Source organism: Mycobacterium sp. NGS35, assembly GCF_059812855.1.
Map to the genome: position 1 here is coordinate 90,550 of NZ_JCALDL010000010.1, position 21,689 is coordinate 112,238.

Sequence of the window (21,689 nt, forward strand, 5' to 3'; positions counted from 1 at the left end):
ACCGCTACGCCCCGGGCGGTGGCGGCGGTTCGGCGGGCGCCGGCTCGGGCGCCGGAGGTGGGGCGGGCTCGGCGGGGGCGTTGGGTGCCGGAGCTTCAGGCGGCCCGGCCGGACCCTGCTGCGCGCCGCCGGGTGGGGCGGCCGGCGCGGCGGGTGCGGGGTTGGTGTCGTTGATCGGCGTCTGCGGACCCGGCGCATTGGGCAGGTGCTGGTTGCCGATCGTCGGGGCGGTGTTGTTGGCCGGCGCCTGCTGCTGCGACCGCTGCGTCTGCGAGCCGGAAGTGTCGATGGTGGTGGTGGGCGTCGGCACCTGGATCGGCGGCAGGTTCAGCCGCTCCGCGGGGATGTCCGGCGGCGGCACGGGCGGCTGGCCGTTGATGAGCAGCGGCCCCTTCGCACTGCCCACGAGCGTCGCCCAGCCGCCGTTGCCCAGCGTGGCCCCGATGCTGCACGACACCTGGTGACTGCCTGCGGCCCAACTGGGCAGCGAGATCGTGCTGTAGACCAGCGTCAGTGTGGTGGCACGCAACTCCACCGGCGCCAGGTACGCGTCGGTCATTCGCGTGCACGCGTCTTTGATGTAGCCGTCCTGGTCAGGCTCAGACGGCAGGGCACCCGGGAACTTCTCGGCCACGTTCACCGAGCCGGTCACTTCCATCGCGTGCGGGCCGGCGCAGTCGACCGGGACGTCGGTGGGCTGGTTGGTCGCGGTGTCGATGCCCAGGCAGGTGCCGGCTCGCCACACCTTCGACTGGTCCTGGTCGGCGACCCGGCCCTTGAACACCTGCTGCTCTTCGCTGCTGCCGCCCGGCAACTGCAGGCCGCACAGCATCTGGCGGTCACCGGCCTGCGTCCACGCCTTCTCGCCGGACCACAGCATGCCGATGGTGAACTTGCTGTTCGGGTCGTATTTGGTGCCGAGGTACCGCTTGACGGCGGCCTGGCACTGCTCCTGGCTGATCTGCTGGATCCGGGCTACCGACGGCGCCGCGGCGTTCGGGCCGTATTCGCTGCCCGGGAACGTACGCAAGTCCACCGACGAGGCCACCTCGAAGCGGTGGTCGTCTTTGCAGTCGACGATCGTGGCCTGGTCCGGGGCACGGTTCGGCCAGTTCAGGCAGTCGCCCGGCCGGGCCTTGTCGAACGTCTGGCTGGCGCGGTTGCCGGCGCTGGGGGCTGCGTTGGACAGGCCGACGAGCTTGCTGGGTCCGTCGGCTCCGGCTGGCAGCGCGGTGGTGACACCGCCGATCAGCAAGCCGCCCAGTGCGGTCAGCAGCAGCGCGCGCCGCGTCGCAGTCGCCTGCAGGCTGCGCCACCACGCCGCGCGCCCGCCGGCGCCCGCAGCGTCGGCCGTGGGCTCTGCGTCGCGCGGTTGCTGCTGCTCGGGAACGACGGACATCGCACCCATTGTGACAGGCGCGCCGCGCGGCGTGACAAGTGATGCAGTTGTAACGTTATGGGGTTGTGCTCGGCGTCCGGCGCGGAAAAGTAGGGTTGCGGCCGTGATCGACCTCAGACAACTGCGCGACGATCCCGATGCGGTGCGGCGCTCGCAGCGTGCCCGCGGCGAAGACCCGGGGCTGGTCGACGTGTTGCTCGACGCGGATGCGGCGCGGCGCGCGGCCATCTCGGCCGCCGACAATCTGCGTGCCGAGCAGAAGGTCCTCAGCAAGCAAGTGGGTAAGGCCTCGCCCGACGAGCGGCCCGCGCTGTTGGATCGCGCCAAGCAGCTGGCAGCCGACGTCAAAGCAGCCGAGGCGCAGCAAGCCGCCGCCGAAGAGGCATTCACCGCTGCGCACATGGCGATTTCGAACGTGGTGCTAGACGGTGTGCCCGCCGGCGGAGAAGACGACTACGTGGTGCTCGACACCGTCGGCACTCCGCCCCGTATCGACGAGCCCAAAGACCACCTCGAACTCGGCGAGTCGCTGGGCCTGTTCGACATGGAGCGCGGCGCGAAGGTGTCGGGCTCGCGGTTCTACTTCCTGACCGGTCGTGGCGCTCTGCTGCAACTCGGGCTGCTGCAGCTGGCGGTGCGGCTGGCCGTCGACAACGGGTTCACGCTGATGATCCCGCCGGTGCTGGTGCGGCCCGAAATCATGGGCGGCACAGGATTTTTGGGCGCACACGCTGACGAGGTGTACCGCGTCGACGCCGACGACCTGTATCTGGTCGGCACCTCGGAGGTGCCGCTGGCCGGGTATCACGCAGGGGAGATCCTCGACCTGTCGGACGGCCCGCTGCGCTACGCCGGGTGGTCGTCGTGCTTTCGGCGGGAGGCCGGAAGCTACGGCAAGGACACCCGCGGCATCATCCGCGTGCACCAGTTCGACAAGGTCGAGGGCTTCATCTACTGCGAGCCCGGCGCCGCCGAAGCCGAACATGAGCGTCTGCTCGGTTGGCAGCGCGAAATGCTCGCGCTGATCGAGGTGCCGTACCGCGTGATCGACGTCGCGGCAGGCGATCTCGGCGCGTCGGCGGCGCGCAAGTTCGACTGCGAGGCGTGGATCCCGTCGCAGCAGGAGTACCGCGAGTTGACCTCGACGTCGAATTGCACGACGTTTCAGGCTCGTCGCCTGCAGATCCGCTACCGCGACGAGAACGGCAAGCCGCAGACCGCCGCGACGCTCAACGGGACCCTGGCCACCACCCGCTGGCTGGTCGCGATCCTGGAGAACCACCAGCATCCCGACGGCAGCGTCCGCGTGCCGGCCGCACTGGCGCCCTATGTCGGCGCGGAGGTGCTCACGCCGCAGTGACGGGCACCGCGATCTCGTTGCGGCGCCGGAACGGAAGCGTCCACGGCGGGTCGTAGAACCATGCGACCGCCGGCCCGTCGACGTGGTAGCCGGATGCCTCCAAGGCCGCGAGCAACGATCGGGTGCGTCGGTTGATCTCGGCGGGGCTGCGGTCTCCGCTGAACCGCGTTACGGCGACGGTCTCGCCGGGCACCTCGACGAGGCGGACGTTTGCGTCGTCGGGTTCAGGCAGCGTGTCGAGCGTCCACTTGGCCGGCATGAAGAAGCGGATCACCGACTCCTGCGGTTCGGCTGGAGCCTGCGCCACCGGAGCCGTCATTGCGATCTTTGTGCGGCGGTGATTGCCGCCGAAGATGAAGCCGGCCAGCCGGCGAAAGCCGATGTTGCGGGCGGCGTCCTCGTCTGCGCGCACGGTGGTCTCTGCGGCGATCCGCGGGCCGTAGCGGCGAATCTCGACGTCGCCCAGGCGGTCCAGCACCACATGGTGTGGCTCTTCGGTTCCCCAGCGCACACCGAAGATCGAGCCGACGGACTCGACGGTTGTGGATGCCAGCGTCGTCAACCGGTTCAGCACCAGAGCACTCCTTCGTCGCATCGTCTGCCGGTTATTCGACGCCGCGCGGGTGTCGGATGGGCGCTCGCGTTTCGGCGCCCCGGGGGCCGGGTATGTGCGCCCACCATGCTGTCGGTCGAGCGAGTGGTCGCTGCACCCGCGCCGGTTGTCTGGGATGTGCTGGTCGACGTGACGAAGTGGCCGGTCTGGGGGCCGACGATCTCCGGCGCCGCACTCGACAGCCCAGGCACCAGGATCTCTCTGGGCGCCACCGGGCGGGTCGTCGCCTCCGGCGGTGTCGCGGTGCCGTTCGTCGTCACGGAGTTCGACGACGGTAGGCACTGGGCGTGGAAGGTGGCCGGCATATCCGCCACGCGGCACCGGGTGGATCCGCTCGACGACGGCAGCCGGGTCATCTTCGAGGTGCCCTGGTGGGCGGCGGCGTATGCGACCGTATGTGCGCTCGCGCTGCGACGTATCGAGAAGATGGTCGCCGCTTGATCAGGGCGGCAGGTCGCCGAGCCGGCGTTGCTCCGCCACCACCTCATCGAGGTCTGTCAGCCGGTCCATTCCGGCGAGCGGGCGGGCCAGCCGTCGATTCCCCGACAGGCGGTCGCGGTTGCGATGCAGAAACCACCAATAGCCACCGGTGAAGGGGCAGGCGTCGCCGCCGACGCGCCGATTGGGCCGGTATACGCACTGCGGGCAGTAGTCGCTCATCCGGTTGATGTACGCCCCGCCCGCGGCGTACGGCTTCGTCGCCATCAGCCCGCCGTCGGCGTGCTGTGACATGCCGATGACGTTGGCCACCATCACCCACTCGTAGCCGTCGACGAAGCAGCGGTGGAACCAGTCGGCCACCGCGGCAGGATTCCAGCCGCGCTGCAGTGCGTAGTTGGACAGCACCATCAGCCGGGGGATGTGATGAACCCATCCGCGCTCACGTACGTCGGCCAGCACGCCGCGTAGGCAGCGCGCCTGCACCGCGTCGGCGTCGAGTTCCGAAAACCACTGCGGCAGCGGCTTTTTCGCATGCAATGCGTTGCGGGTGCGGTACTCCTCGCCGAAATACCAGTAGACGTTGTAGATGTAATCGCGCCAGCCGATCAGCTGCCTGATGTAGCCCTCGACGCTGGCCAGTGGTGCCGCCCCGCTGCGATAGGCATCTTCGGCCGCGTACGCACACTCGAGTGGGTCAAGCAGGCCCAGGTTCATCGTGGCCGAAAGCATGCTGTGTGACATCCATGGGTCGTCGGCCAGCATCGCGTCCTCGTAGGGGCCGAAGTGCGCCAGACGATCTCGCAGGAAGACCTGGAACGCCTGCTGCGCCTCTGCGGCGGTGACGGCGAACTGCCGCGGTCCGTCGTTCCCGACGAACGTCACCGAGCCGTCGCGTTCCCAACGGTCGAGATCCGCGCGCACCTGTTCGTCGATGTCGTCTTCCTCGGGAAACCACGGCTCCGGCACTCCCAAAGTGGCTGTCTTGGGCGGCGGTTCACGGTTTTCGGCGTCGAAGTTCCACCGTCCGCCGACGGGATCGCCACCGTCGACCAAGAGGCCGAAGCGGCGGCGCGCATCGCGATAGAAGTTCTCCAAGATCAGCGCTCGCTGGTTGTCCGCCCACCGCTGAAAGGCCCGCTGATCCGTGGCGAAGCCGCGTGCAGCAAGCACCTCGACCGACGGCTGGGCGCGAACGAACCGATCGGCAGCCCAGGAGGTCGGCTGGCACACCGTGATGCGGCCCGAAACCTGCTTCAGCGCTTGCCTATACGTCGGTGTCTGGATGAAGAGCGCTTGATCACCGAGTTCGGCGGCGCGATGCCGCAGCGCCGACAGCACCAGATGTGCCTTGCGCCGGTGGAATCGGCGCCGTTCGAACACTGCTCGCGATTCGATCAGCAGCACGGGTTGATCCGGCGCGTCGAGGAAGTGCGGGCCGAGTTGATCGGCGAAGCACCACCGCCAGTGTTGCGCCACGGCGCTAGCGGTTGAGCAGCTCGTCGAGCACGCGGATGAAGCGGTCCGGATCGCTCGGTGTGAATGCGGGCTTGGGCCGGATGCCCGGCACGTCGAGCGTCACCAGTGTGGACTTCAGCGGCCGGCTGACGTCCAGCGGCAGCCAGTGCATCATATCGGGACTGCCCCACAGCCAGAACCGCCGATTGGTCAGCAGCCCGAGGGAATTGGCACGGTAGCCACGGATCGACTGCAGCGGAATGATTTTCGACGTGCCGGACGGGAAGTGATAGCGGCGCAGGGTCAGCGCTTCGCTGTCCAGCTGGACCAGCCCGTCGTCGTACGTCAGTGGATTCGTCATGCCCGTGCGCAGCGCAGCTCGTGGCCGCGTGCGGTCAAGCAGCGACCGGTCGCCAAATCCCATTGCCACCCGTGTAGGTTGCAGGTAAGTGTGTTGCCTTCCACCACACCGAATTTCGACAGATCGGCCTTCAGGTGTGGGCACCGGCGCTGCATCTCCCAGCCGTCCAGCACAATCGATGCGGTGTCGTCATGCGCCTCGGCGAACCAGCCGTCGGCGTAGGCGATGCGCTCGTCGCTGAGACATTTGAAGAACGTGTACAGGTACTCGTTGTAGCCGCCGACCCGCCAGGCCCGAAAGCGCGTCGACAAGAAAATGGTGTTCACCCAGTCAGGTTCACCGTCTCGCAGCACCGTGCGCACCAGTTCCGGCGCGATCTCGAACCCGTAGCGGAACTTTTCGTCCGGAACAGGCTCGCGCACGGCCCTTTTCGGGAAGTCCAGCACCACGGTTTCGGGTCCGAGGCGCAGCTCCACCGGATACCCGATTCCGTCGCAGATCTGGTCGCTCTGGCTCATGATCGGCTCGAACAGAGCGCGCAGCGGCTCCAGGAGCGGTTCTCCCTCTGCCGGTGCCCAGCCGGCCTTCTCAGCGGCCAGCACCGGCGCCATCCGCTGCGCGTAGTCTTCGATGTAGGCAGCCTTACCGGTGGTGAAGATGGCCTCCACCTGGTCGTCGGGTAACGGGTGGCGAAGCGAATTGAGTTGCGGCCCAGTGAAACTCGCTTCCGAGCCGGGTATCATCAGCAGCCCGCGGTCGTGGCCGTGCGCGTGCATCTGCTTCAGGAACACCATCTGGTCGGGGAAGATGTTCGCGGGGTCGCCGTGGTCGTCGTTCAGATGGCGAAGTTGGGGGTCCAGGAAGCAGGGCGGACCCGCCGACGGGATCACCCACGTCGCCCCCACCTGTTCGATGTACTGGCGGCAGCGGTCCATCTGGCGCTGGCGCTTCTGCACGCCGAACGCCGTCTTGGCCCGTGCCGGCATGTCGTAGACCATCGGGTACCAGATCGCGCCGGAGTACTGCAGCATGTGTACGTCGACGTGGCCGAAGTCGGCGTGCAGGGCATCGAGGTCGACGGGCCGGGCGTCGTTCATGTTGAAACAGACCGTCTCGCCGTCGTCGACCACCAGACCCGAGTCGCCGATCGGCCCGTCGGCGGGCGCCCGCAACGCGATGATCATCACGTCGAGGTCACCCTTGGGTCCGCTGACGGTGTGCTTGACCGAGTTCGTCGTCTCGAAGAAGCGGTGGAAGCCAAGCTTCTCCAGTTCACGGCGCAAATCGTCGACCGGATAGTCCGGCAGCAGCACGACGGCGTCCTTGTTGACGTGGTCGCGCAGGTTCTTGGGGTCGAAGTGGTCGCGGTGCAGATGCGACACGTAGAGGTAGTCGCAGTCGCCGAGAGCGTCCCAGTCCAGGGCGCTGTTGTCGGGGAACGGGAACCAGGAGCCGAAGTAGGCCGGGTTCAGCCACGGGTCGCACAGGATGCTGCCTGCGCGGGTGTCCAGCCGGAAACCGGCGTGCCCGATGCTGGTGACCTGCACACAACCCCCTTACGAGCCCCTTACCAGCCAACGATGTGCCGGTTCGAGCTTACTGGCAGCTGGCATCGCGGCCGGTGCGGCGCACGAGGGCACTAGGGTTGGCGGGGTGGAACCGGTTTACGCCACTGTCATTCAGGCGGCGCGCCTGATCTGGAAGATCCAGGGGCTGAAGTTCAAGGTCACCGGCGTCGAGAACCTGCCTGCGACGGGCGGCGCGGTGATCGCGATCAACCACACCAGCTACTTCGACTTCACGTTCGCGGGCCTGCCGGCGTACCGCCAGGGACTGGGCCGCAAGGTGCGGTTCATGGCCAAGCAGGAAGTGTTCGACCACAAGGTCAGCGGGCCGATCATGCGCGCGCTCCGCCATATTCCCGTCGACCGGGAGAGCGGCGCGGAGTCGTTCGCCAAGGCTTGCGAGGCGCTGAAGGCCGGCGAGCTCGTTGGCGTCTACCCCGAAGCCACCATCAGCCGCAGCTTCGAGATCAAAGAACTCAAGTCGGGGGCGGCCCGGATGGCCCTCGATGCCAACGTGCCGATCATTCCGCACATCGTCTGGGGCGCTCAGCGGATCTGGACCAAAGACCATCCGCGCAAGATGTGGCGGCCGAAGGTGCCCATCAGCGTTGCGGTGGGCGAGCCGATTGCGCCGACGCTGCCGGCTGCGGAGCTGACCAAGCTGCTGCACTCGCGGATGCAACACCTACTGCATCAGGTTCAAGACGACTACGGCCCGCACCCGCCTGGCGAATTCTGGGTTCCGCACCGGCTGGGCGGCGGCGCGCCGTCGCTGGCAGAGGCGGCCCGGCTGGATGCGCAGGAAGCCGCCCAGCGGGCAGCCAACCGCGCTGCAAGAGGACACCGCGCCGCGGAGCGCGAATCCGACCACCGCCCTCAGGAGCAGCCCGGGCCGGCCGGACAGGTGGAGTAACCGCATGGCCGAGCCCGTCTTTCGGCTGCTGGAGCTCATCACCCCGACCACGGTCGCGGCCATCGGTCCCCGCGTCACCTATCACGGCCTGGAGAACATTCCGCAGACCGGCGGTGCGGTGATCGCGATCAACCACACCAGCTACATCGACTGGATGCCCGCGGCGATCGCCGCGTACCGGCGCGGTCGCAGGTTGCGGTTCATGATCAAGAGCGAGATGAACGACGTGAGGCTCGTCGCGTTCTTGATCCGGCACACTCACATGATTCCGGTCGACCGTCATGCCGGTGCCAGCGCCTATGCGCAGGCGGTGCAGATGCTGCGCGACGGCGAACTGGTGGCCGTCTACCCGGAGGCGACGATCAGCCGCAGTTTCGAGCTGAAGGAGTTCAAGACCGGCGCCGCGCGGATGGCGCGCGAGGCGGGAGTGCCGATCATCCCGATGATCGTGTGGGGTGCGCAGCGGGTGTGGACGAAAGACCATCCGCGAAAGGTGCTGCGAAACCGGGTGCCGATCACGGCGATGGTCGGCGGGCCGCTGCGTGCCACCGACAGCGTCGAGCAGACCAACGCCGCGCTGCGTGAGGCGATGACGGAGTTGCTGCAGCGGGCGCAGATCGGCTATCCGGCCCCCGCCGGGGCGTACTGGGTGCCCCGGCGGCTCGGCGGCAGCGCGCCGACGCCCGAGGAAGCGAAGTTGCTCGACGAGGCGGAGCTGGTGGAGCGGGCGCGCACGCGGGCCGAACGGGCGCAGAAGCGGGAGAAGCGCGCGCAGAGGCGCGCGCTGAAGCGGGCGGCGAAACGGGAGAAACCGGCGGGTCAGGGCCGATGAACCCGCCCGCGTTGATCGCCAGCGACGTGGACGGCACGCTTTTGGACCAGGACGAGATGGTGTCGCCGCGCACTCGCGACGTCGTGCGGGCCGCGGTGTCGGACGGCGCGACGTTCGTGCTGGCGACGGGCCGGCCGCCGCGCTGGATCGCCCCCGTGGTGGACGCATTGGGGTTCGCTCCGATGGCGGTGTGTGCCAACGGCGCGGTGCTGTACGACCCGAGCCGGGACCGGATCGTCTCGGCGCGGACGTTGTCGACGGATGTGCTGGCGGCGCTGGCGGAGATCGCCACCCGGGTTATCCCGGGCGCGGGACTGGCGGTCGAGCGGGTGGGCCGCAGTGCGCACGACGCGGCGACGCCGCAGTTCGTCAGCTCGCCGGGCTACGAGCACGCGTGGCTGAACCCCGACAACACCGAGGTGTCGCTGGACGATCTGCTGAGCGCGCCCGCGGTGAAGCTGTTGATACGCAAGGCCGGCGCGCGAAGTTCGGATATGGCGGCCGTGCTGGCGCAGCACATCGGCGTCGAGGGGGACATCACCTACTCCACTGACAACGGGCTCGTCGAGATCGTGCCGCTGGGCATCAGCAAGGCGTCCGGCATCGAGGAGCTGGCGCGTCCGCTGGGCATCACGGCCGAGGACGTGGTCGCGTTCGGCGACATGCCTAATGACGTGCCGATGCTGGCCTGGGCGGGCCACGGCGTCGCGATGGGCAACGCGCATCCCGACGTGCTTGCGGCAGCCAACGAGGTAACGGCCACCAACGCCGACGACGGCGTCGCGCGGGTGCTCGAACGGTGGTGGCCGTAGCGGCTCCGCCTCGAAAAGCGTTGAGTGGCAAGGGCTTTCCCCGACCGGCCTTATCACACACACCTTTGGTGTGGCTCGTGGCCTCGACTTGTCGGTGGTGGGTGCGATGCTGTCGTTATGTCCTCGATCGCGTCGTCGGCCGTTGTTGCGGTGAGTCCTGCGCAGCGTCTTGAGGTGTTGTTCGACGAGTTGGCGGAGTTGGCGGGTCAGCGTAATGCGATTGACGGGCGGATCGTGCAGATCGTCGCCGAGATCGACCGGGACGGGCTGTGGGGTGCGACCGGGGCGCGGTCGGTACCGGCCTTGGTGGCCTGGAAGCTGGGCACGTCATCGAGAAACGCGCACACCATCGCTGCTGTCGCGCAACGCGTTGAGGAGTTTCCGCGCTGCGTGCAGGGATTGCGGGAGGGCCGGCTGTCGCTGGATCAGGTCGGGGTGATCGCCGCGCACGCGGGTGAGGGGTCTGATGAGCATTATGCGCAGCTGGCCGGCGTCGCGACGGTCAACCAGTTGCGCACCGCGGTCAAGCTCGAACCGCGACCCCAACCCGACCCCGAGCCACGGCGCGAGCCGGAGCGCTCGATTACCAAAACCACCAACGACGCGTTCAGCTGTTATCGGATCAGGCTTCCGCACGATGAGGCGGCGAAATTCGACGCCGCGTTGGCGTCACATCTGGATGGGTTGATCGGCGACTGGAAATCCGACCACGGCGACAGCGCCGGCGATCAGGCGCCGCCGCTGCCCAATACCGCGGAGGCGTTCATGCGGCTGGTGGAGGCGGGCTGGGATGCCGAGGTGGCGCGCCGCCCGCACGCCCAGCACACCACCGTGGTGATGCATCTGGATGTCAAAGACCGTGTCGCGGCGCTGCATCTGGGGCCGGTGTTGTCGGATTCCGAGCGCCGCTTTTTGTCGTGTGATGCCACCTGTGAGGTGTGGTTCGAACGCGACGGGCAGCCCATCGGCGCCGGGCGTACCACCCGGGTGGTCAACCGGCGGCTGCGCCGCGCGCTCGAGCATCGTGACCGCAGCTGTGTGGTGCCCGGGTGTGGGGCCACCCGCGGGTTGCACGCCCATCACCTTCGGCATTGGGAGGACGGCGGCGCCACCGAGTTGGCGAACCTGGTGTTGGTGTGCCCGCATCATCACCGGCTGCACCATCGCGGCCAGATCACCATCACCGGGCCCGCCGACGCGCTCGTCGTCACCGACCACGCCGGGCGACCACTCAACGCAGGGTCGCTGGCGCGTCCGCCGACCCAACCCCCGCCCGCGGTGCCACCCTGCCCCGGACCCACCGGTGAGCGCGCCCAGTGGTGGTGGTACCAACCCTTCCAACCCCAACCACCACCGACCAACAACTGAGGTGCCCTTCTACCCGGTCGCCTGCCGGCACCGCAGAGACGCTCAAACAGGTTGCGACACCAACCAATTCGCTCCGGCCACCCACTGCTACCGCGCCACTGGAAATGCAACGTGCACAACCGCCACTGGCCCGCGCCCCCGGAGCATCCTCATCGCAATCCGCCCTGACGGTGCGCACCATTGTGCGCTGAGCCGAGGACTTACTGATCCGGCGCGGTGAGGTAAGGAACGAGCAAAGGCGTTGCGGTGCTGAGAAAGTCGCCGTCCGGTACCGTCGGCCCTAAGTTGCGGTGAGAACCGTCGGAAGTGAAGACGCCGAGGAACGCCATGTCCTGCGCCGACGGCATGCCCTCGATGCACGCGAGCGCGGCGATGCTGCCGTCGGGCCGGTACCCCGCCGCGATGGCGGAATAGGTGATCACACCGTCGGCCACGATCCCGGTCCACAGCTCAATCCGTGCGCCATCGACCCCGGGCACGTCGGATACTTCTGCGACGCGCCAACTACGGACCCGAATCGGACACCCTGTGCGGGTTTTGAATTCCACCAACGCTAGGTGCTCGTCGGCGCGGACCCGGTCGTACTGGAAGGCGGGATCCCGGCTCGCGTTGCGTCGCATCAACATCCGCACCGCCGTCTCAACCGCCACCTCCAGCCACTCCTCGCGCGTCGACCATCCGGGCCTCGGGCCCACTTGCACCGCGTCGTCTTCGGTCAACACCACGCCGTACCCAACCGTCCCGTTACTGCCGGCCAGCAATAGCGACGTGACGCGCCCGCGAGAGGCGATCAGCAGGCCTTCAGTGAAGCGCGCCGACGGTTCGCGGACATTGGCTAAGACGTGCACTTCTTCCCCAGGGTCGGTCAATCCGTCCATCGAGAAGGTGTGCAACACATCGAAACCGAACTCCTCCGGGACCGGCAATCCGCTGGTCTTCAATGCAGCCAGCAAATCACGGGCTTGTTCTGCCGGACCATCATCACCGCAGTTGAAGCACCTTGAATGACTATCTACCACGTGCCAATTCTACTTACCAGCAAACAGGCAAGCGAGCGGGATGGGCACGAGCCACGCCGAAACGCCCTACCGGTTGATGGAGCTGAACCGCTCCAGCTGCGGCGGTGGCCCGGTCGCCGGAGGCGGCGACACCTCGTAGGCCAGACCGTCGATCACCTGAAGGACCCGCGGCCTCTCCCGGTCGAAGTTCAGCGTGCCGTGCTGGAAGTTCTGCACCACCCATTGCGGCTCGCTGATCTCACCGCTGGTGGGCAAGCCCAGCGGGCTGCGTTCGTACCCGAGTTCGGCCCACGCGTCGTAGATCGCCCCGCCGACCGGATTGGCGCCTGTGCGCGGCGACCAGTACACCGCGCCGTGCGCGAACCGCACATAGCGGGCGCCCCCGTCGGCCGGTGACTCAGGTGAGGTGGGCGGACCCAGCCAGCTGTTCATCCCACCAAGCCCCTGCCAGCGCGCATAGATCGCGCCGCCCTGAAGCGAATCCGCCAGATCCTGCGGCCCAGGGGGGTCGTTGAACCGGGCCGCCATGTCGCGGATGTGGTTCAACTCCGCGTAGGCGGCGTTGCCCGGGCAGTCGGTGGCGCCGACGTCGCGGTGCGAGAAGATCGTCGGCAAGGTCGCAGGTGCACCTGCGGGGAACTTGGTGAATTCGCCGCCCGCCGACGTCAGCGTCACCGTGCCGCGCGGGTCGACCCCGTCGAGCGACATTCGCCAGCCGATCAGCCGCGCGAGTGTGCGCAGCTGAATTGCAGACGGCGGCACCGCGTCGAAGGTGCCGAGCATCGCCACGCCAAAGGTGTCGACGTTGAAGCCGCCGGTGTGGGTGCCCTGGACCGCTTTGGTGATGCCGCCGGTGCGGCCCTCGAACACCTGGCCGTACTTGTCCACCAGTGCGTTGTAGGCGATGTCGCACCAGCCCAGCGTCCGGGTGTGGTACGCGTAGATCGCCCGGATGATCTCAGCCGAGTCCTGCGGTGAATAGTCGTTGCTGCCCGCGGTGTGATGCACCACCGCCGCGCGAATTCCCTTGTCGTACACCGTCTGACCACACCGCATCGACTCGTCGGCGCCCCACTGCGCGCGACCGATGATCGCCGGAGGTTGCCCCGGCGGCGTGACGGCGGTCGGGATGGCGAACTGGTCGGACGGTGCCTGCGGCGGCGTGATCAGCACCGCGTTGACGGTCTGGCCGAAAGGCTGCTCGACGTTGGCGGGGATGTAGCCGAGATCGTGCGGTGGTGCCTTCGGCGCGGGCGCCGGGGCGGCCATGCGTTTGATTGCGATCTGCACGGCCGTGGTGCGCCCGACGAACACCGGCTCGGTGCCGCGCGGCGCGGCCGCCCCGTCCGGACCGGCGTACTCGTCTGTGTCGGCGTCGTACCACGGGCCCCAGCTGCCGTCGGGGCGCTTTGCGCGGACCCTCGCCGTGGTGTGTGCGTCTGTGCCCGTCAGCGCCACCAACGAAAACGGCGTCGCCTGGCTGACGTCGTGAATCGTCTCGCCGGCGCCGATGTCGGTCAGCGGCTGCTGGGCCAGCGCGGTGTCGTCGGCTCGCGGTGTCTTGGCCGGCTGCTCGCCCGGCACGCCGCTGATCGCCCACGGCAGCAGCAGGGCCGTCGCCACAACTGCGGTGAACAGCAGCGACGGCGCAGGGCGGCATCCCACGAGCCGATGTTACGTATGTGCCAATTGTTACCAGTGTTACGACACACCGTTACGCGCACGGTAACGGCACCGCAGAGCTCGCCTTCTCTGCGGTGCCGTTTGGCCGGGCGGTCTTAAGGGGTCGGCGCGGGAGCCGGCGCCGGAGCAGCGGGAGGCGCTGCCGACTTGATCGCCTGCATGATCGAGGGCACCACCACGCCCTTGAGCAGGTCGATCGCCTGGCTGGCGCCGAGCTGCGACGCGGCGTTGGACAGATCCGACAGCAGCCCTCCGCTGGCCGGCGCTGCGGCCGGCGTCGCGGCGCCCAGCAACGGGTCGCCCAGGATGGGATAGGTGCCGCTCAGCGGGTCCGGGCCCAGCGGTGCGCTGATCGGAACCTCTCCCGGCGGCGCCGTGAGCCCCGGCGTGGTGCCGAGCGGGCTGGTCAGCGCCGGGGCCAAGCCGGTCGACGGAGTGGTCAGACCGGGCGTTGTCACCGTCGCGGTGCCCGCCGGTGTCGCGGCCGTGGCCGCGCCGGGAGTCAGCGTCGGGTTCGCCAGCGCGGCGTCACCGAGCACCGACTGGGGCGACGTGATCGGTGCCGTCGGAGTGGTGAGTCCCGGAGTAGGAGCGGTGAGGCCGGGCGCGGGCGCCGTGAGCCCCGGCGTCGGCGTCGTCAGACCGGGTGTCGGCGCGGTCAGGCCCGGCGTCGTCGCCGTCAGCCCCGGCGCGGTCAAGCTGCCTGGCGTGGCGGTGAGCGCGCCCGGCGACGTCAGAGGCGACGCCGACGGCGTGCTGCTCGAGCCCAGGATGCCGGACATGTTGGGCACCACGATCCCGAACTGCGACAGACTGGACTGCAGCGCGGACATGATCTCCCCGGGCAGATCGGTCACCATCGCCGCCTGCACGAAGTCGTGCTGCTGGGGGGCGGGCGCACTCTGCGCGGTCAATTCAGACACAGCGGTCACTGCGAATGGACTTGCCACGGCCAGGGCGGCGACCGCGCTCATGGCTGTGGAGAGCCTGCGTCGGCGTCTGTTCGGCACGGAAGTCTCCTCAATCTGGACAACAAATCGTCGGCGTAGTAGGTGCAACTACGGGTCAGCACCCGCGGACGACGACTTGCGCCGACCCGCCAATACCAACGTTCCCGATGGTACGGATGTGAATCTTGTGATTAGAGTGACGAGACGGAATCGTAAGGCAATCGCGACCTGCCCGCGTCGACCGCTGCAGCCTGGCGAAATGGTTTGGGAGTGAAGGTCCGATACCCTAGCTGCCGATGACCTCACGTGATGTCGACCGCGTGGCCTCCGGGCCCTTCGACCTCTTTGTCGTCGGCTCCGGATTCTTCGGCCTGACGATCGCCGAACGGGTGGCTACTCAACTGGGCAAGCGGGTGCTGGTCGTCGAACGGCGGCCGCACATCGGCGGCAACGCCTACTCGGAGCCCGAACCACAGACCGGCATCGAGGTGCACAAGTACGGTGCCCACCTCTTCCATACCTCCAACAAGAGAGTGTGGGATTACGTCAACCAATTCACCGAGTTCACCGGCTATCAGCACCGCGTGTTCGCGATGCACAACGGTCAGGCCTACCAGTTCCCCATGGGTCTGGGTCTGGTGTCGCAGTTCTTCGGCCGCTACTACTCACCCGAGGAAGCCCGCAGGCTGATCGCCGAGCAGTCCTCCGAGATCGACACCGCCGACGCGCAGAACCTCGAAGAGAAGGCGATCTCACTGATCGGCCGCCCGCTCTACGAGGCATTCATCAAGGGCTACACCGCCAAGCAGTGGCAGACCGACCCGAAGGAGCTGCCCGCCGGCAACATCACCCGGCTGCCGGTGCGCTACACCTTCGACAACCGCTACTTCAACGACACCTACGAAGGGCTGCCCGTCAACGGCTACACCGCGTGGCTGCAGAACATGGCCGCCGACGAGCGCATCGAGGTGCGTCTGGACACCGACTGGTTCGACGTGCGCGACGAACTGCGGGCGGCCAGTCCCGACGCGCCGGTGGTCTATACCGGGCCGCTGGACCGCTACTTCGACTACGCCGAGGGCCGATTGGGCTGGCGCACTTTGGATTTCGAGACCGAGGTGCTCGAAATCGGTGATTTCCAGGGCACTCCGGTGATGAACTACAACGACATCGACGTGCCGTTCACCCGGATCCTCGAGTTCCGCCACTTCCATCCGGAGCGCGACTATCCAGCCGACAAGACCGTGATTGTGCGCGAGTATTCGCGGTTCGCCGCGGACGACGACGAGCCCTACTATCCGATCAACGCCGACGGCGACCGTTCGCTGCTGGCCGCATACCGCGCCCGTGCGAAAGCCGAAACCGCTACGGCCAAGGTGCTTTTCGGCGGTCGGCTGGGCACCTACCAATACCTCGACATGCACATGGCGATCGCCAGCGCGCTGTCCATGTTCGACAACGTACTAGCCCCGCACCTGCGCGATGGCACGCCACTTGCCGAAAGCGCCGGGGAATGACCAAGGCCGTCAGCCTGCTGGCCCGCGTCATCCTGCCCCGCCCCGGCGAGCCTCTGGATGTGCGCAAGCTCTACATCGAAGAGTCGGCCACCAACGCCCGCCGCGCACACGCCGCCAGCCGCACCGCGTTGCAGATCGGCAGCGAGTCGGAAGTGTCGTTCTCCACGTATTTCAACGCTTTTCCGGCCAGCTACTGGCGACGCTGGTCCACGCTGACGTCGGTGGTGCTGCGCGCCGAGCTGAGCGGCACGGGCCGGGTCGACGTGTATCGGAGCAAGGCCACCGGCGCACGGATCTACGTCGAAGGCCGTGAATTCTCCGGCGATCAGCGGACCGTCGAATTCGAGATCGACCTGGGCCCGTTCGAGGACGGCGGCTGGATCTGGTTCGACATCACCACCGATAGCGCGGTCACTCTGCACAGCGCGGGCTGGTTCGCGCCCGTGCCCGCGCCCGGCGTCGCGAACATCGCGGTCGGCATTCCCACCTTCAACCGGCCGGCCGATTGCGTGCAGTCGCTGCGGGCACTGACGTCAGACCCGTTGGTGGACAACGTTATCGGTGCAGTTATCGTGCCGGATCAGGGCACCGCAAAGGTGCGTGACCACCCGGGCTTCGCCGAAGCCGCCGCTGCGTTGGGCCAGCGCCTGTCGATCCACGACCAGCCCAACCTGGGTGGCTCCGGCGGCTACAGCCGAGTGATGTACGAGGCGCTGAAAAACACCGACTGCCAACAGATCTTGTTCATGGACGACGACGTACGCATCGAGCCCGACTCGGTACTGCGTGCGCTCGCGATGAACCGGTTCGCGAAAACGCCGACGCTCGTCGGTGGGCAGATGCTCAATCTTCAAGACCCGTCGCACCTGCACGTGATGGGCGAGGTGGTCGACCGCGGCACGTTCATGTGGACGCACGCACCGCACGCCAAGTATGACCACGACTTCGCCCGGAAACCATTGCGCGGCAATCACCCTGACAGCAAGCTGCTGCACCGTCGCATCGACGTCGACTACAACGGCTGGTGGATGTGCATGATCCCGCGACAGGTGGCCGACGAGTTGGGCCAGCCGCTGCCGCTGTTCATCAAGTGGGACGACGCCGACTACGGACTGCGCGCCGCCGAGCACGGCTACCCCACGGTGACCATGCCGGGCACCGCGATCTGGCACATGGCCTGGAGCGACAAGGACGACGCCATCGACTGGCAGGCGTACTTCCATCTGCGCAACCGCCTGGTGGTCGCGGCTCTGCACTGGGACGGCGACGTGCGCGGGCTGTTACGCAGCATGCTCAAAGCCACGCTGAAACACCTTCTTTGCCTTGAGTATTCGACCGTTGCGATCCAGAACAAGGCGATCGACGACTTCCTCGCGGGCCCTGAGCACATCTTCTCGATCCTGGAATCGGCGTTGCCTGCCGTGCATCAGATCCGCCGCCAGTATCCCGACGCGGTGGTGCTGCCCTCGGCGACCGCGCTGCCGCCGCCGTCGGGCATGGTGGGCCGAGTCGCCGAGCCGAAAACCGCCCCCGCCAAAGCAATTCGGCTGGCCCACGGCATCCTGCACCAGCTGACAAAGGCCGACCCCGCACATCACCAGCGGCCCCAGCTGAACGTGCCCACCCAGGACTCGCGATGGTTTCTGCTGTGCAACGTCGACGGCGTGACCGTCACCACCGCCGACAGCCGCGGGGTGGTCTACCGGCAGCGGGACCGGCGAAAGATGTTCTCACTGCTGCGCCAGTCGGTGCGCCGGCAGCGCACGCTGGCCCGTCGGTTCGACGAGATGCGCCGGGTGTACCGGGACGCGCTGCCGATGCTGACCAGCACCCAGAATTGGGAATCGGTCCTTCTGCCCGCGGTGAGCAGCAATGGTTGACCAACCCCGGGGCGAAGTGGCCGCGCTGGTGGCCGTGCAGTCCGCGCTCGCGCGCCCGGGCGTGGTCGCGGTGGCCCGCGCGATGTCGCACTTCGGCGAGCACAGCGCCGGCTGGCTGGTGCTGTCATCTGCCGGCGCTGTCGCGCAACCGCAGCGTCGCCGTGAGTGGCTGCTCGCCGGTGCCGGTGCGTTCGTCGCGCACGCCGCCGCGGTTCTGATCAAGCGGGTGGTGCGTCGGCGTCGTCCCGCGCATCCCGCGGTCGCGGTGAACGTCGGCACTCCCAGCGTGCTGAGCTTTCCGTCGGCGCACGCCACCTCCACCACCGCGGCCGCAGTGTTGATGGCACCGCTGACGGGTCTGCCGCTGCCGGTGCTGCTGGTTCCGCCGATGGCGTTGTCGCGCATGGTGCTCGGGGTGCACTACCCCAGCGACGTGCTGACCGGGGTGGCGGTCGGCGCAGTGGTCGGACAGGTTTTCAAGAAGATCGGGAACAGCGCATGAGCGAGCAAGCGCCAGAGGTGACACGGCCGCCCGACAACCTGATCGCCGGCCTGATCCGCGCGATCCGGCCTCGCCAGTGGGTGAAGAACGTCTTGGTGTTCGCCGCACCGCTGGCGGCGCTGGGCGGCGACGTCAAGTACGACTACCGCGGCGTGCTGGTCGACGTGGCGATCGCATTCGTCGTGTTCTGCATGGCGGCCTCGTCGGTGTACCTGGTCAACGACGTCCGTGACGTCGACGCCGACCGTCAGCACCCCACCAAGCGGTTCCGGCCGATCGCGGCCGGCGTGGTGCCGGAGTGGCTGGCCTACACCCTGGCGGTGGTGCTCGGTGCCGCGTCGCTGGTGATTTCGCTGGTGTTCGTCAACACGGACCTCGCGATCGTGATGGCCGTCTACATCGGGATCCAGCTGGCGTACTGCTTCGGCTTGAAACATCAAGCGGTGCTTGACATCTGCATCGTCTCGTCGGCGTATCTCATCCGCGCGATCGCCGGTGGCGCCGCCGCGAAGATCCCGCTGTCGCAATGGTTCTTGCTCGTGATGGCGTTCGGCTCGCTGTTCATGGTGGCCGGCAAGCGTTATGCCGAGCTGCAGCTGGCCGAACACACCGGCGCCAAGATCCGCAAGTCGCTGGAGAGCTACACCGGAACCTATCTGCGGTTCGTGTGGACGCTTTCGGCGACCGCGGTGGTGTTGTGCTACGGGCTGTTCGCGTTCCAGCGCGACGGCGGCTCCGGCTCGTGGTGGGTGATCTCGATGATCCCGTTCACCATCGCGATCCTGCGCTACGCAGTGGATGTCGACGGCGGCATGGCCGGCGAACCGGAAGAGATCGCGTTGCGCGACCGGGTCTTGCAGTTCCTGGCATTGCTGTGGATCGGGACAGTTGGTGCGGCCGTCTTCGTCCGTTAGCGCGCGTCGGCTGGAGCTGACCGCGCAGGCGAGCTTGTGGGTCAGCGTGGTGGTGGTCGCCGTGTTGTTCGGCTGGGGCGCGTGGCAGCGGCGCTGGATCGCCGACGACGGGCTCATCGTGCTGCGCACAGTGCGAAACCTGTTGGCGGGCAATGGCCCTGTGTTCAACGTCGGGGAACGGGTAGAGGCCAACACGTCTACGGTGTGGACGTATCTGGTGTATCTGGGTGCGCTCGTCGGCGGCCCGGTGCGGTTGGAGTACGTCGCGCTGGTGCTGGCGTTGACGCTGTCCGTGCTGGGCATGGTCTTCGTGATGGTCGGTACCGCACGGCTTTACGCGCCGGGACTGCTCGGGCGTCGGGCCTTACTGCTGCCGGCCGGTGCGCTGGTGTACATCGCGGTGCCGCCGGCGCGCGACTTCGCCACCTCCGGTCTGGAAAACGGTTTGGTGCTGGCGTATCTCGGGCTGCTGTGGTGGATGTTGGTGTGCTGGGGTCAGCAGAAGCAGACCGGCCGCGGGTTCACTGCCGCGCTGGCGTTCGTCGCGGGGCTCTCGGTGCTGGTCCGTCCGGAGCTCGCATTGATCGGCGGTCTGGCGCTGGTGATGATGCTGATCGCCGCGCGCGACTGGGGCGTGCGGGTGCTGATTGTCGGGGCGGGCGGCCTGCTGCCGGTGGCTTACCAGATCTTCCGGATGGGCTACTACGCGCTGCTAGTGCCCGGCACGGCGCTGGCCAAGGACGCCTCAGGAAAGAAGTGGTCGCAGGGCTTCGTCTATCTGGCCAACTTCAACGGGCCGTACGCGCTGTGGATCCCGGCGGTCCTGACGGTCGGGCTGGCGGTGTTGGTGCTCGCGGGCCGCAGCCGCGCCTGGTGGGTGAACGACGGCGACACCGAGCCCCGGAGCCGCGCCGCCCGGTTGGTGCAGAGCCCGGCCGCCGTCGTCGTCCTCATCGTCGTCAGCGGGCTGCTGCAAGCGCTCTATTGGATTCGGCAGGGCGGCGACTTCATGCACGGGCGGGTGTTGCTGACGCCGATGTTCTGTCTGCTGGCCCCTGTCGCGGTGATCCCGCTGGTGCTGCCCGACCGGTTGCGCCTGTCCCGCGAGACCGGCACGGTGCTGGCCGGGGCCACGGCCGCGGTGTGGCTGGCGATTGTGGGCTGGTCGCTGTGGGCAGCCAATTCGCCGGGCATGGGTGCCGACGCCACCCGGGTCACCTACACGGGGATCGTCGACGAGCGGCGGTTCTACGCGCAGGCCACCGGTCACGCCCATCCGCTGACGGCCGCCGATTACCTCGACTATCCGCGCATGCGGGCGGTGCTGGAGGCAATCGAGAACACCCCGGACGGCGCGCTACTGCTGCCGTCCGGCAACTACACGCAGTGGGACGTCGTCCCGGCCGATCCGGTGGCGTTGGGCCCGAATCCGCCCAAGCCCGGCCCGCACACGGTGTTCTTCACCAATCTCGGCATGCTGGGCATGAATGTCGGCCTGGACGTGCGCGTGATCGACCAGATCGGATTGGCGAACCCGCTCGCAGCCCACACGGCGCGGCTGGAGGACGCCCGGATCGGCCACGACAAGAACCTGTTCCCCGACTGGGCGGTGGCCGAGGGGCCGTGGCTCGAGGAGCACCCGTATCTGCCGACGTACCTCGACGAGGACTGGGTCCGGCAAGCCAGAGCGGCCCTGAAATGCCCGAGCACAGACGCGGTGTTGACGTCGATCAGAGGACCGCTGACGCTACGCCGCTTCTTGTCCAACGTCGTGCACGCGTATCAGTTCACGAGCTACCGCATCGACCGCGTGCCGCGCTATGAGCTGTTGCGCTGCGGGTTGAGTGAACCGCCGTTGCGTGGCACCCCTTACACTGGCTTACCGGCGACGGGCCCGTAGCGTCTGAGCTGCGGGTTTCGTTCGGGTCGGGGAAACCGCAACGGCGCGGTGAGCATCGTAATGGATGTCGACGGAAGGCGTGAACCGGCCTCTGCCTTACATGGGAGACGATTCCCACATCTGGGTCAGCCCGAGGCTCACGGTTACAGGTCTGCACCGACGGTGTGGTTGACTACCCGGGACACGACGGCGTCCGACGCCGTCG

At 67.7% G+C, this 21,689-nt stretch carries 19 protein-coding genes; 11 read left to right on the forward strand and 8 right to left on the reverse strand.

Annotation, left to right across the window (positions count from 1 at the left end):
- Window positions 1-4: 4 nt before the first annotated feature.
- A complete protein-coding gene (locus AC5Y4C_RS16420; RefSeq protein WP_499964818.1) occupies window positions 5-1,408 on the reverse strand; it encodes a septum formation family protein in 1,404 nt (467 codons plus the stop codon).
- A gap of 94 nt (window positions 1,409-1,502) precedes the next feature.
- Between AC5Y4C_RS16420 and serS the strand changes: the two genes are divergently transcribed.
- Complete coding sequence (gene serS, locus AC5Y4C_RS16425; RefSeq protein ID WP_499964816.1) at window positions 1,503-2,759, forward strand: serine--tRNA ligase; 1,257 nt, start codon at window positions 1,503-1,505, stop codon at window positions 2,757-2,759.
- Here serS and AC5Y4C_RS16430 read toward each other — a convergent pair.
- Window positions 2,746-3,333: an SOUL family heme-binding protein gene (locus AC5Y4C_RS16430; protein WP_499947893.1), complete on the reverse strand. Its 588-nt coding sequence runs from the start codon at window positions 3,331-3,333 to the stop codon at window positions 2,746-2,748. The two genes, serS and AC5Y4C_RS16430, sit on opposite strands and share 14 nt — an antisense overlap.
- Before the next feature lie 105 nt (window positions 3,334-3,438).
- Here AC5Y4C_RS16430 and AC5Y4C_RS16435 point away from each other — a divergent pair, with 105 nt between their 5' ends.
- Complete coding sequence (locus AC5Y4C_RS16435) at window positions 3,439-3,813, forward strand: SRPBCC family protein (protein ID WP_499913721.1); 375 nt, start codon at window positions 3,439-3,441, stop codon at window positions 3,811-3,813.
- Here AC5Y4C_RS16435 and AC5Y4C_RS16440 read toward each other — a convergent pair whose 3' ends face one another.
- The 3 genes from AC5Y4C_RS16440 to AC5Y4C_RS16450 are packed head-to-tail and all read right to left on the reverse strand — an operon-like array spanning window position 3,814 to window position 7,176.
- Window positions 3,814-5,289, reverse strand: a complete 1,476-nt coding sequence (locus AC5Y4C_RS16440; RefSeq protein WP_499964813.1) for a cryptochrome/photolyase family protein — start codon at window positions 5,287-5,289, stop codon at window positions 3,814-3,816.
- Between the two features lie 4 nt (window positions 5,290-5,293).
- Window positions 5,294-5,629, reverse strand: coding sequence for a hypothetical protein (locus tag AC5Y4C_RS16445; RefSeq protein ID WP_499910934.1), 336 nt, complete (start codon window positions 5,627-5,629; stop codon window positions 5,294-5,296).
- Complete coding sequence (locus tag AC5Y4C_RS16450) at window positions 5,626-7,176, reverse strand: Rieske 2Fe-2S domain-containing protein (protein WP_499947891.1); 1,551 nt, start codon at window positions 7,174-7,176, stop codon at window positions 5,626-5,628. Before AC5Y4C_RS16450 ends, AC5Y4C_RS16445 begins: the two co-directional genes overlap by 4 nt.
- Window positions 7,177-7,282: 106 nt before the next feature.
- Here AC5Y4C_RS16450 and AC5Y4C_RS16455 point away from each other — a divergent pair, with 106 nt between their 5' ends.
- The 4 genes from AC5Y4C_RS16455 to AC5Y4C_RS16470 all read left to right on the forward strand — a co-directional run bounded on the left by AC5Y4C_RS16455 (window position 7,283) and on the right by AC5Y4C_RS16470 (window position 11,119).
- Entirely contained in the window at window positions 7,283-8,107 is an 825-nt protein-coding gene (locus AC5Y4C_RS16455; RefSeq protein WP_499964811.1) for a lysophospholipid acyltransferase family protein, read from the forward strand.
- 4 nt (window positions 8,108-8,111) lie between these two features.
- The gene (locus AC5Y4C_RS16460; RefSeq protein WP_499964809.1) at window positions 8,112-8,939 is read left to right on the forward strand and encodes a lysophospholipid acyltransferase family protein; all 828 of its coding nucleotides are present in this window, start codon (window positions 8,112-8,114) and stop codon (window positions 8,937-8,939) included.
- Window positions 8,936-9,751 carry an HAD family hydrolase gene (locus tag AC5Y4C_RS16465; RefSeq protein ID WP_499947887.1) on the forward strand — a complete coding sequence of 272 codons (816 nt, stop codon included), beginning with the start codon at window positions 8,936-8,938 and terminating at the stop codon, window positions 9,749-9,751. Before AC5Y4C_RS16460 ends, AC5Y4C_RS16465 begins: the two co-directional genes overlap by 4 nt.
- A gap of 117 nt (window positions 9,752-9,868) precedes the next feature.
- Entirely contained in the window at window positions 9,869-11,119 is a 1,251-nt protein-coding gene (locus tag AC5Y4C_RS16470; protein WP_499964807.1) for an HNH endonuclease signature motif containing protein, read from the forward strand.
- Between the two features lie 200 nt (window positions 11,120-11,319).
- Here AC5Y4C_RS16470 and AC5Y4C_RS16475 read toward each other — a convergent pair whose 3' ends face one another.
- From AC5Y4C_RS16475 to AC5Y4C_RS16485, 3 genes are all read right to left on the reverse strand, one after another.
- Window positions 11,320-12,072: a hypothetical protein gene (locus tag AC5Y4C_RS16475; protein WP_499964805.1), complete on the reverse strand. Its 753-nt coding sequence runs from the start codon at window positions 12,070-12,072 to the stop codon at window positions 11,320-11,322.
- A gap of 132 nt (window positions 12,073-12,204) precedes the next feature.
- Window positions 12,205-13,803: an N-acetylmuramoyl-L-alanine amidase gene (locus tag AC5Y4C_RS16480; RefSeq protein WP_499964804.1), complete on the reverse strand. Its 1,599-nt coding sequence runs from the start codon at window positions 13,801-13,803 to the stop codon at window positions 12,205-12,207.
- A 113-nt stretch (window positions 13,804-13,916) separates the two neighbouring features.
- Entirely contained in the window at window positions 13,917-14,831 is a 915-nt protein-coding gene (locus AC5Y4C_RS16485) for a hypothetical protein (protein WP_499964802.1), read from the reverse strand.
- 236 nt (window positions 14,832-15,067) lie between these two features.
- Here AC5Y4C_RS16485 and glf point away from each other — a divergent pair, with 236 nt between their 5' ends.
- Genes glf through aftB form a run of 5 tightly spaced genes read left to right on the forward strand, consistent with a single transcriptional unit; the run spans window position 15,068 to window position 21,484 of the window.
- Complete coding sequence (glf, locus tag AC5Y4C_RS16490; protein ID WP_499964800.1) at window positions 15,068-16,288, forward strand: UDP-galactopyranose mutase; 1,221 nt, start codon at window positions 15,068-15,070, stop codon at window positions 16,286-16,288.
- On the forward strand, window positions 16,285-18,168 hold the full coding sequence (locus AC5Y4C_RS16495; RefSeq protein WP_499913732.1) for a glycosyltransferase: 1,884 nt from the start codon (window positions 16,285-16,287) through the stop codon (window positions 18,166-18,168). Before glf ends, AC5Y4C_RS16495 begins: the two co-directional genes overlap by 4 nt.
- Complete coding sequence (locus AC5Y4C_RS16500) at window positions 18,161-18,670, forward strand: phosphatase PAP2 family protein (RefSeq protein WP_499964798.1); 510 nt, start codon at window positions 18,161-18,163, stop codon at window positions 18,668-18,670. The genes AC5Y4C_RS16495 and AC5Y4C_RS16500 overlap by 8 nt, the downstream gene beginning before the upstream one ends.
- Window positions 18,667-19,584: a decaprenyl-phosphate phosphoribosyltransferase gene (locus tag AC5Y4C_RS16505; RefSeq protein WP_499910901.1), complete on the forward strand. Its 918-nt coding sequence runs from the start codon at window positions 18,667-18,669 to the stop codon at window positions 19,582-19,584. Before AC5Y4C_RS16500 ends, AC5Y4C_RS16505 begins: the two co-directional genes overlap by 4 nt.
- Entirely contained in the window at window positions 19,559-21,484 is a 1,926-nt protein-coding gene (aftB, locus tag AC5Y4C_RS16510) for a terminal beta-(1->2)-arabinofuranosyltransferase (protein ID WP_499964796.1), read from the forward strand. The genes AC5Y4C_RS16505 and aftB overlap by 26 nt, the downstream gene beginning before the upstream one ends.
- The last annotated feature ends 205 nt before the right edge of the window (window positions 21,485-21,689 follow it).

Bases quoted from the DNA above. Each gene is read 5' to 3' on its own strand.
- AC5Y4C_RS16495 (WP_499913732.1), top strand. From the start codon at position 16,285: ATGACCAAGGCCGTCAGCCTGCTGGCCCGCGTCATCCTGCCCCGCCCC.
- AC5Y4C_RS16500 (WP_499964798.1), top strand. From the start codon at position 18,161: ATGGTTGACCAACCCCGGGGCGAAGTGGCCGCGCTGGTGGCCGTGCAG.
- AC5Y4C_RS16445 (WP_499910934.1), bottom strand. From the start codon at position 5,629: ATGACGAATCCACTGACGTACGACGACGGGCTGGTCCAGCTGGACAGC.
- AC5Y4C_RS16460 (WP_499964809.1), top strand. From the start codon at position 8,112: ATGGCCGAGCCCGTCTTTCGGCTGCTGGAGCTCATCACCCCGACCACG.
- AC5Y4C_RS16435 (WP_499913721.1), top strand. From the start codon at position 3,439: ATGCTGTCGGTCGAGCGAGTGGTCGCTGCACCCGCGCCGGTTGTCTGG.
- AC5Y4C_RS16505 (WP_499910901.1), top strand. From the start codon at position 18,667: ATGAGCGAGCAAGCGCCAGAGGTGACACGGCCGCCCGACAACCTGATC.
- AC5Y4C_RS16470 (WP_499964807.1), top strand. From the start codon at position 9,869: ATGTCCTCGATCGCGTCGTCGGCCGTTGTTGCGGTGAGTCCTGCGCAG.
- glf (WP_499964800.1), top strand. From the start codon at position 15,068: ATGACCTCACGTGATGTCGACCGCGTGGCCTCCGGGCCCTTCGACCTC.
- AC5Y4C_RS16465 (WP_499947887.1), top strand. From the start codon at position 8,936: ATGAACCCGCCCGCGTTGATCGCCAGCGACGTGGACGGCACGCTTTTG.
- AC5Y4C_RS16420 (WP_499964818.1), bottom strand. From the start codon at position 1,408: ATGGGTGCGATGTCCGTCGTTCCCGAGCAGCAGCAACCGCGCGACGCA.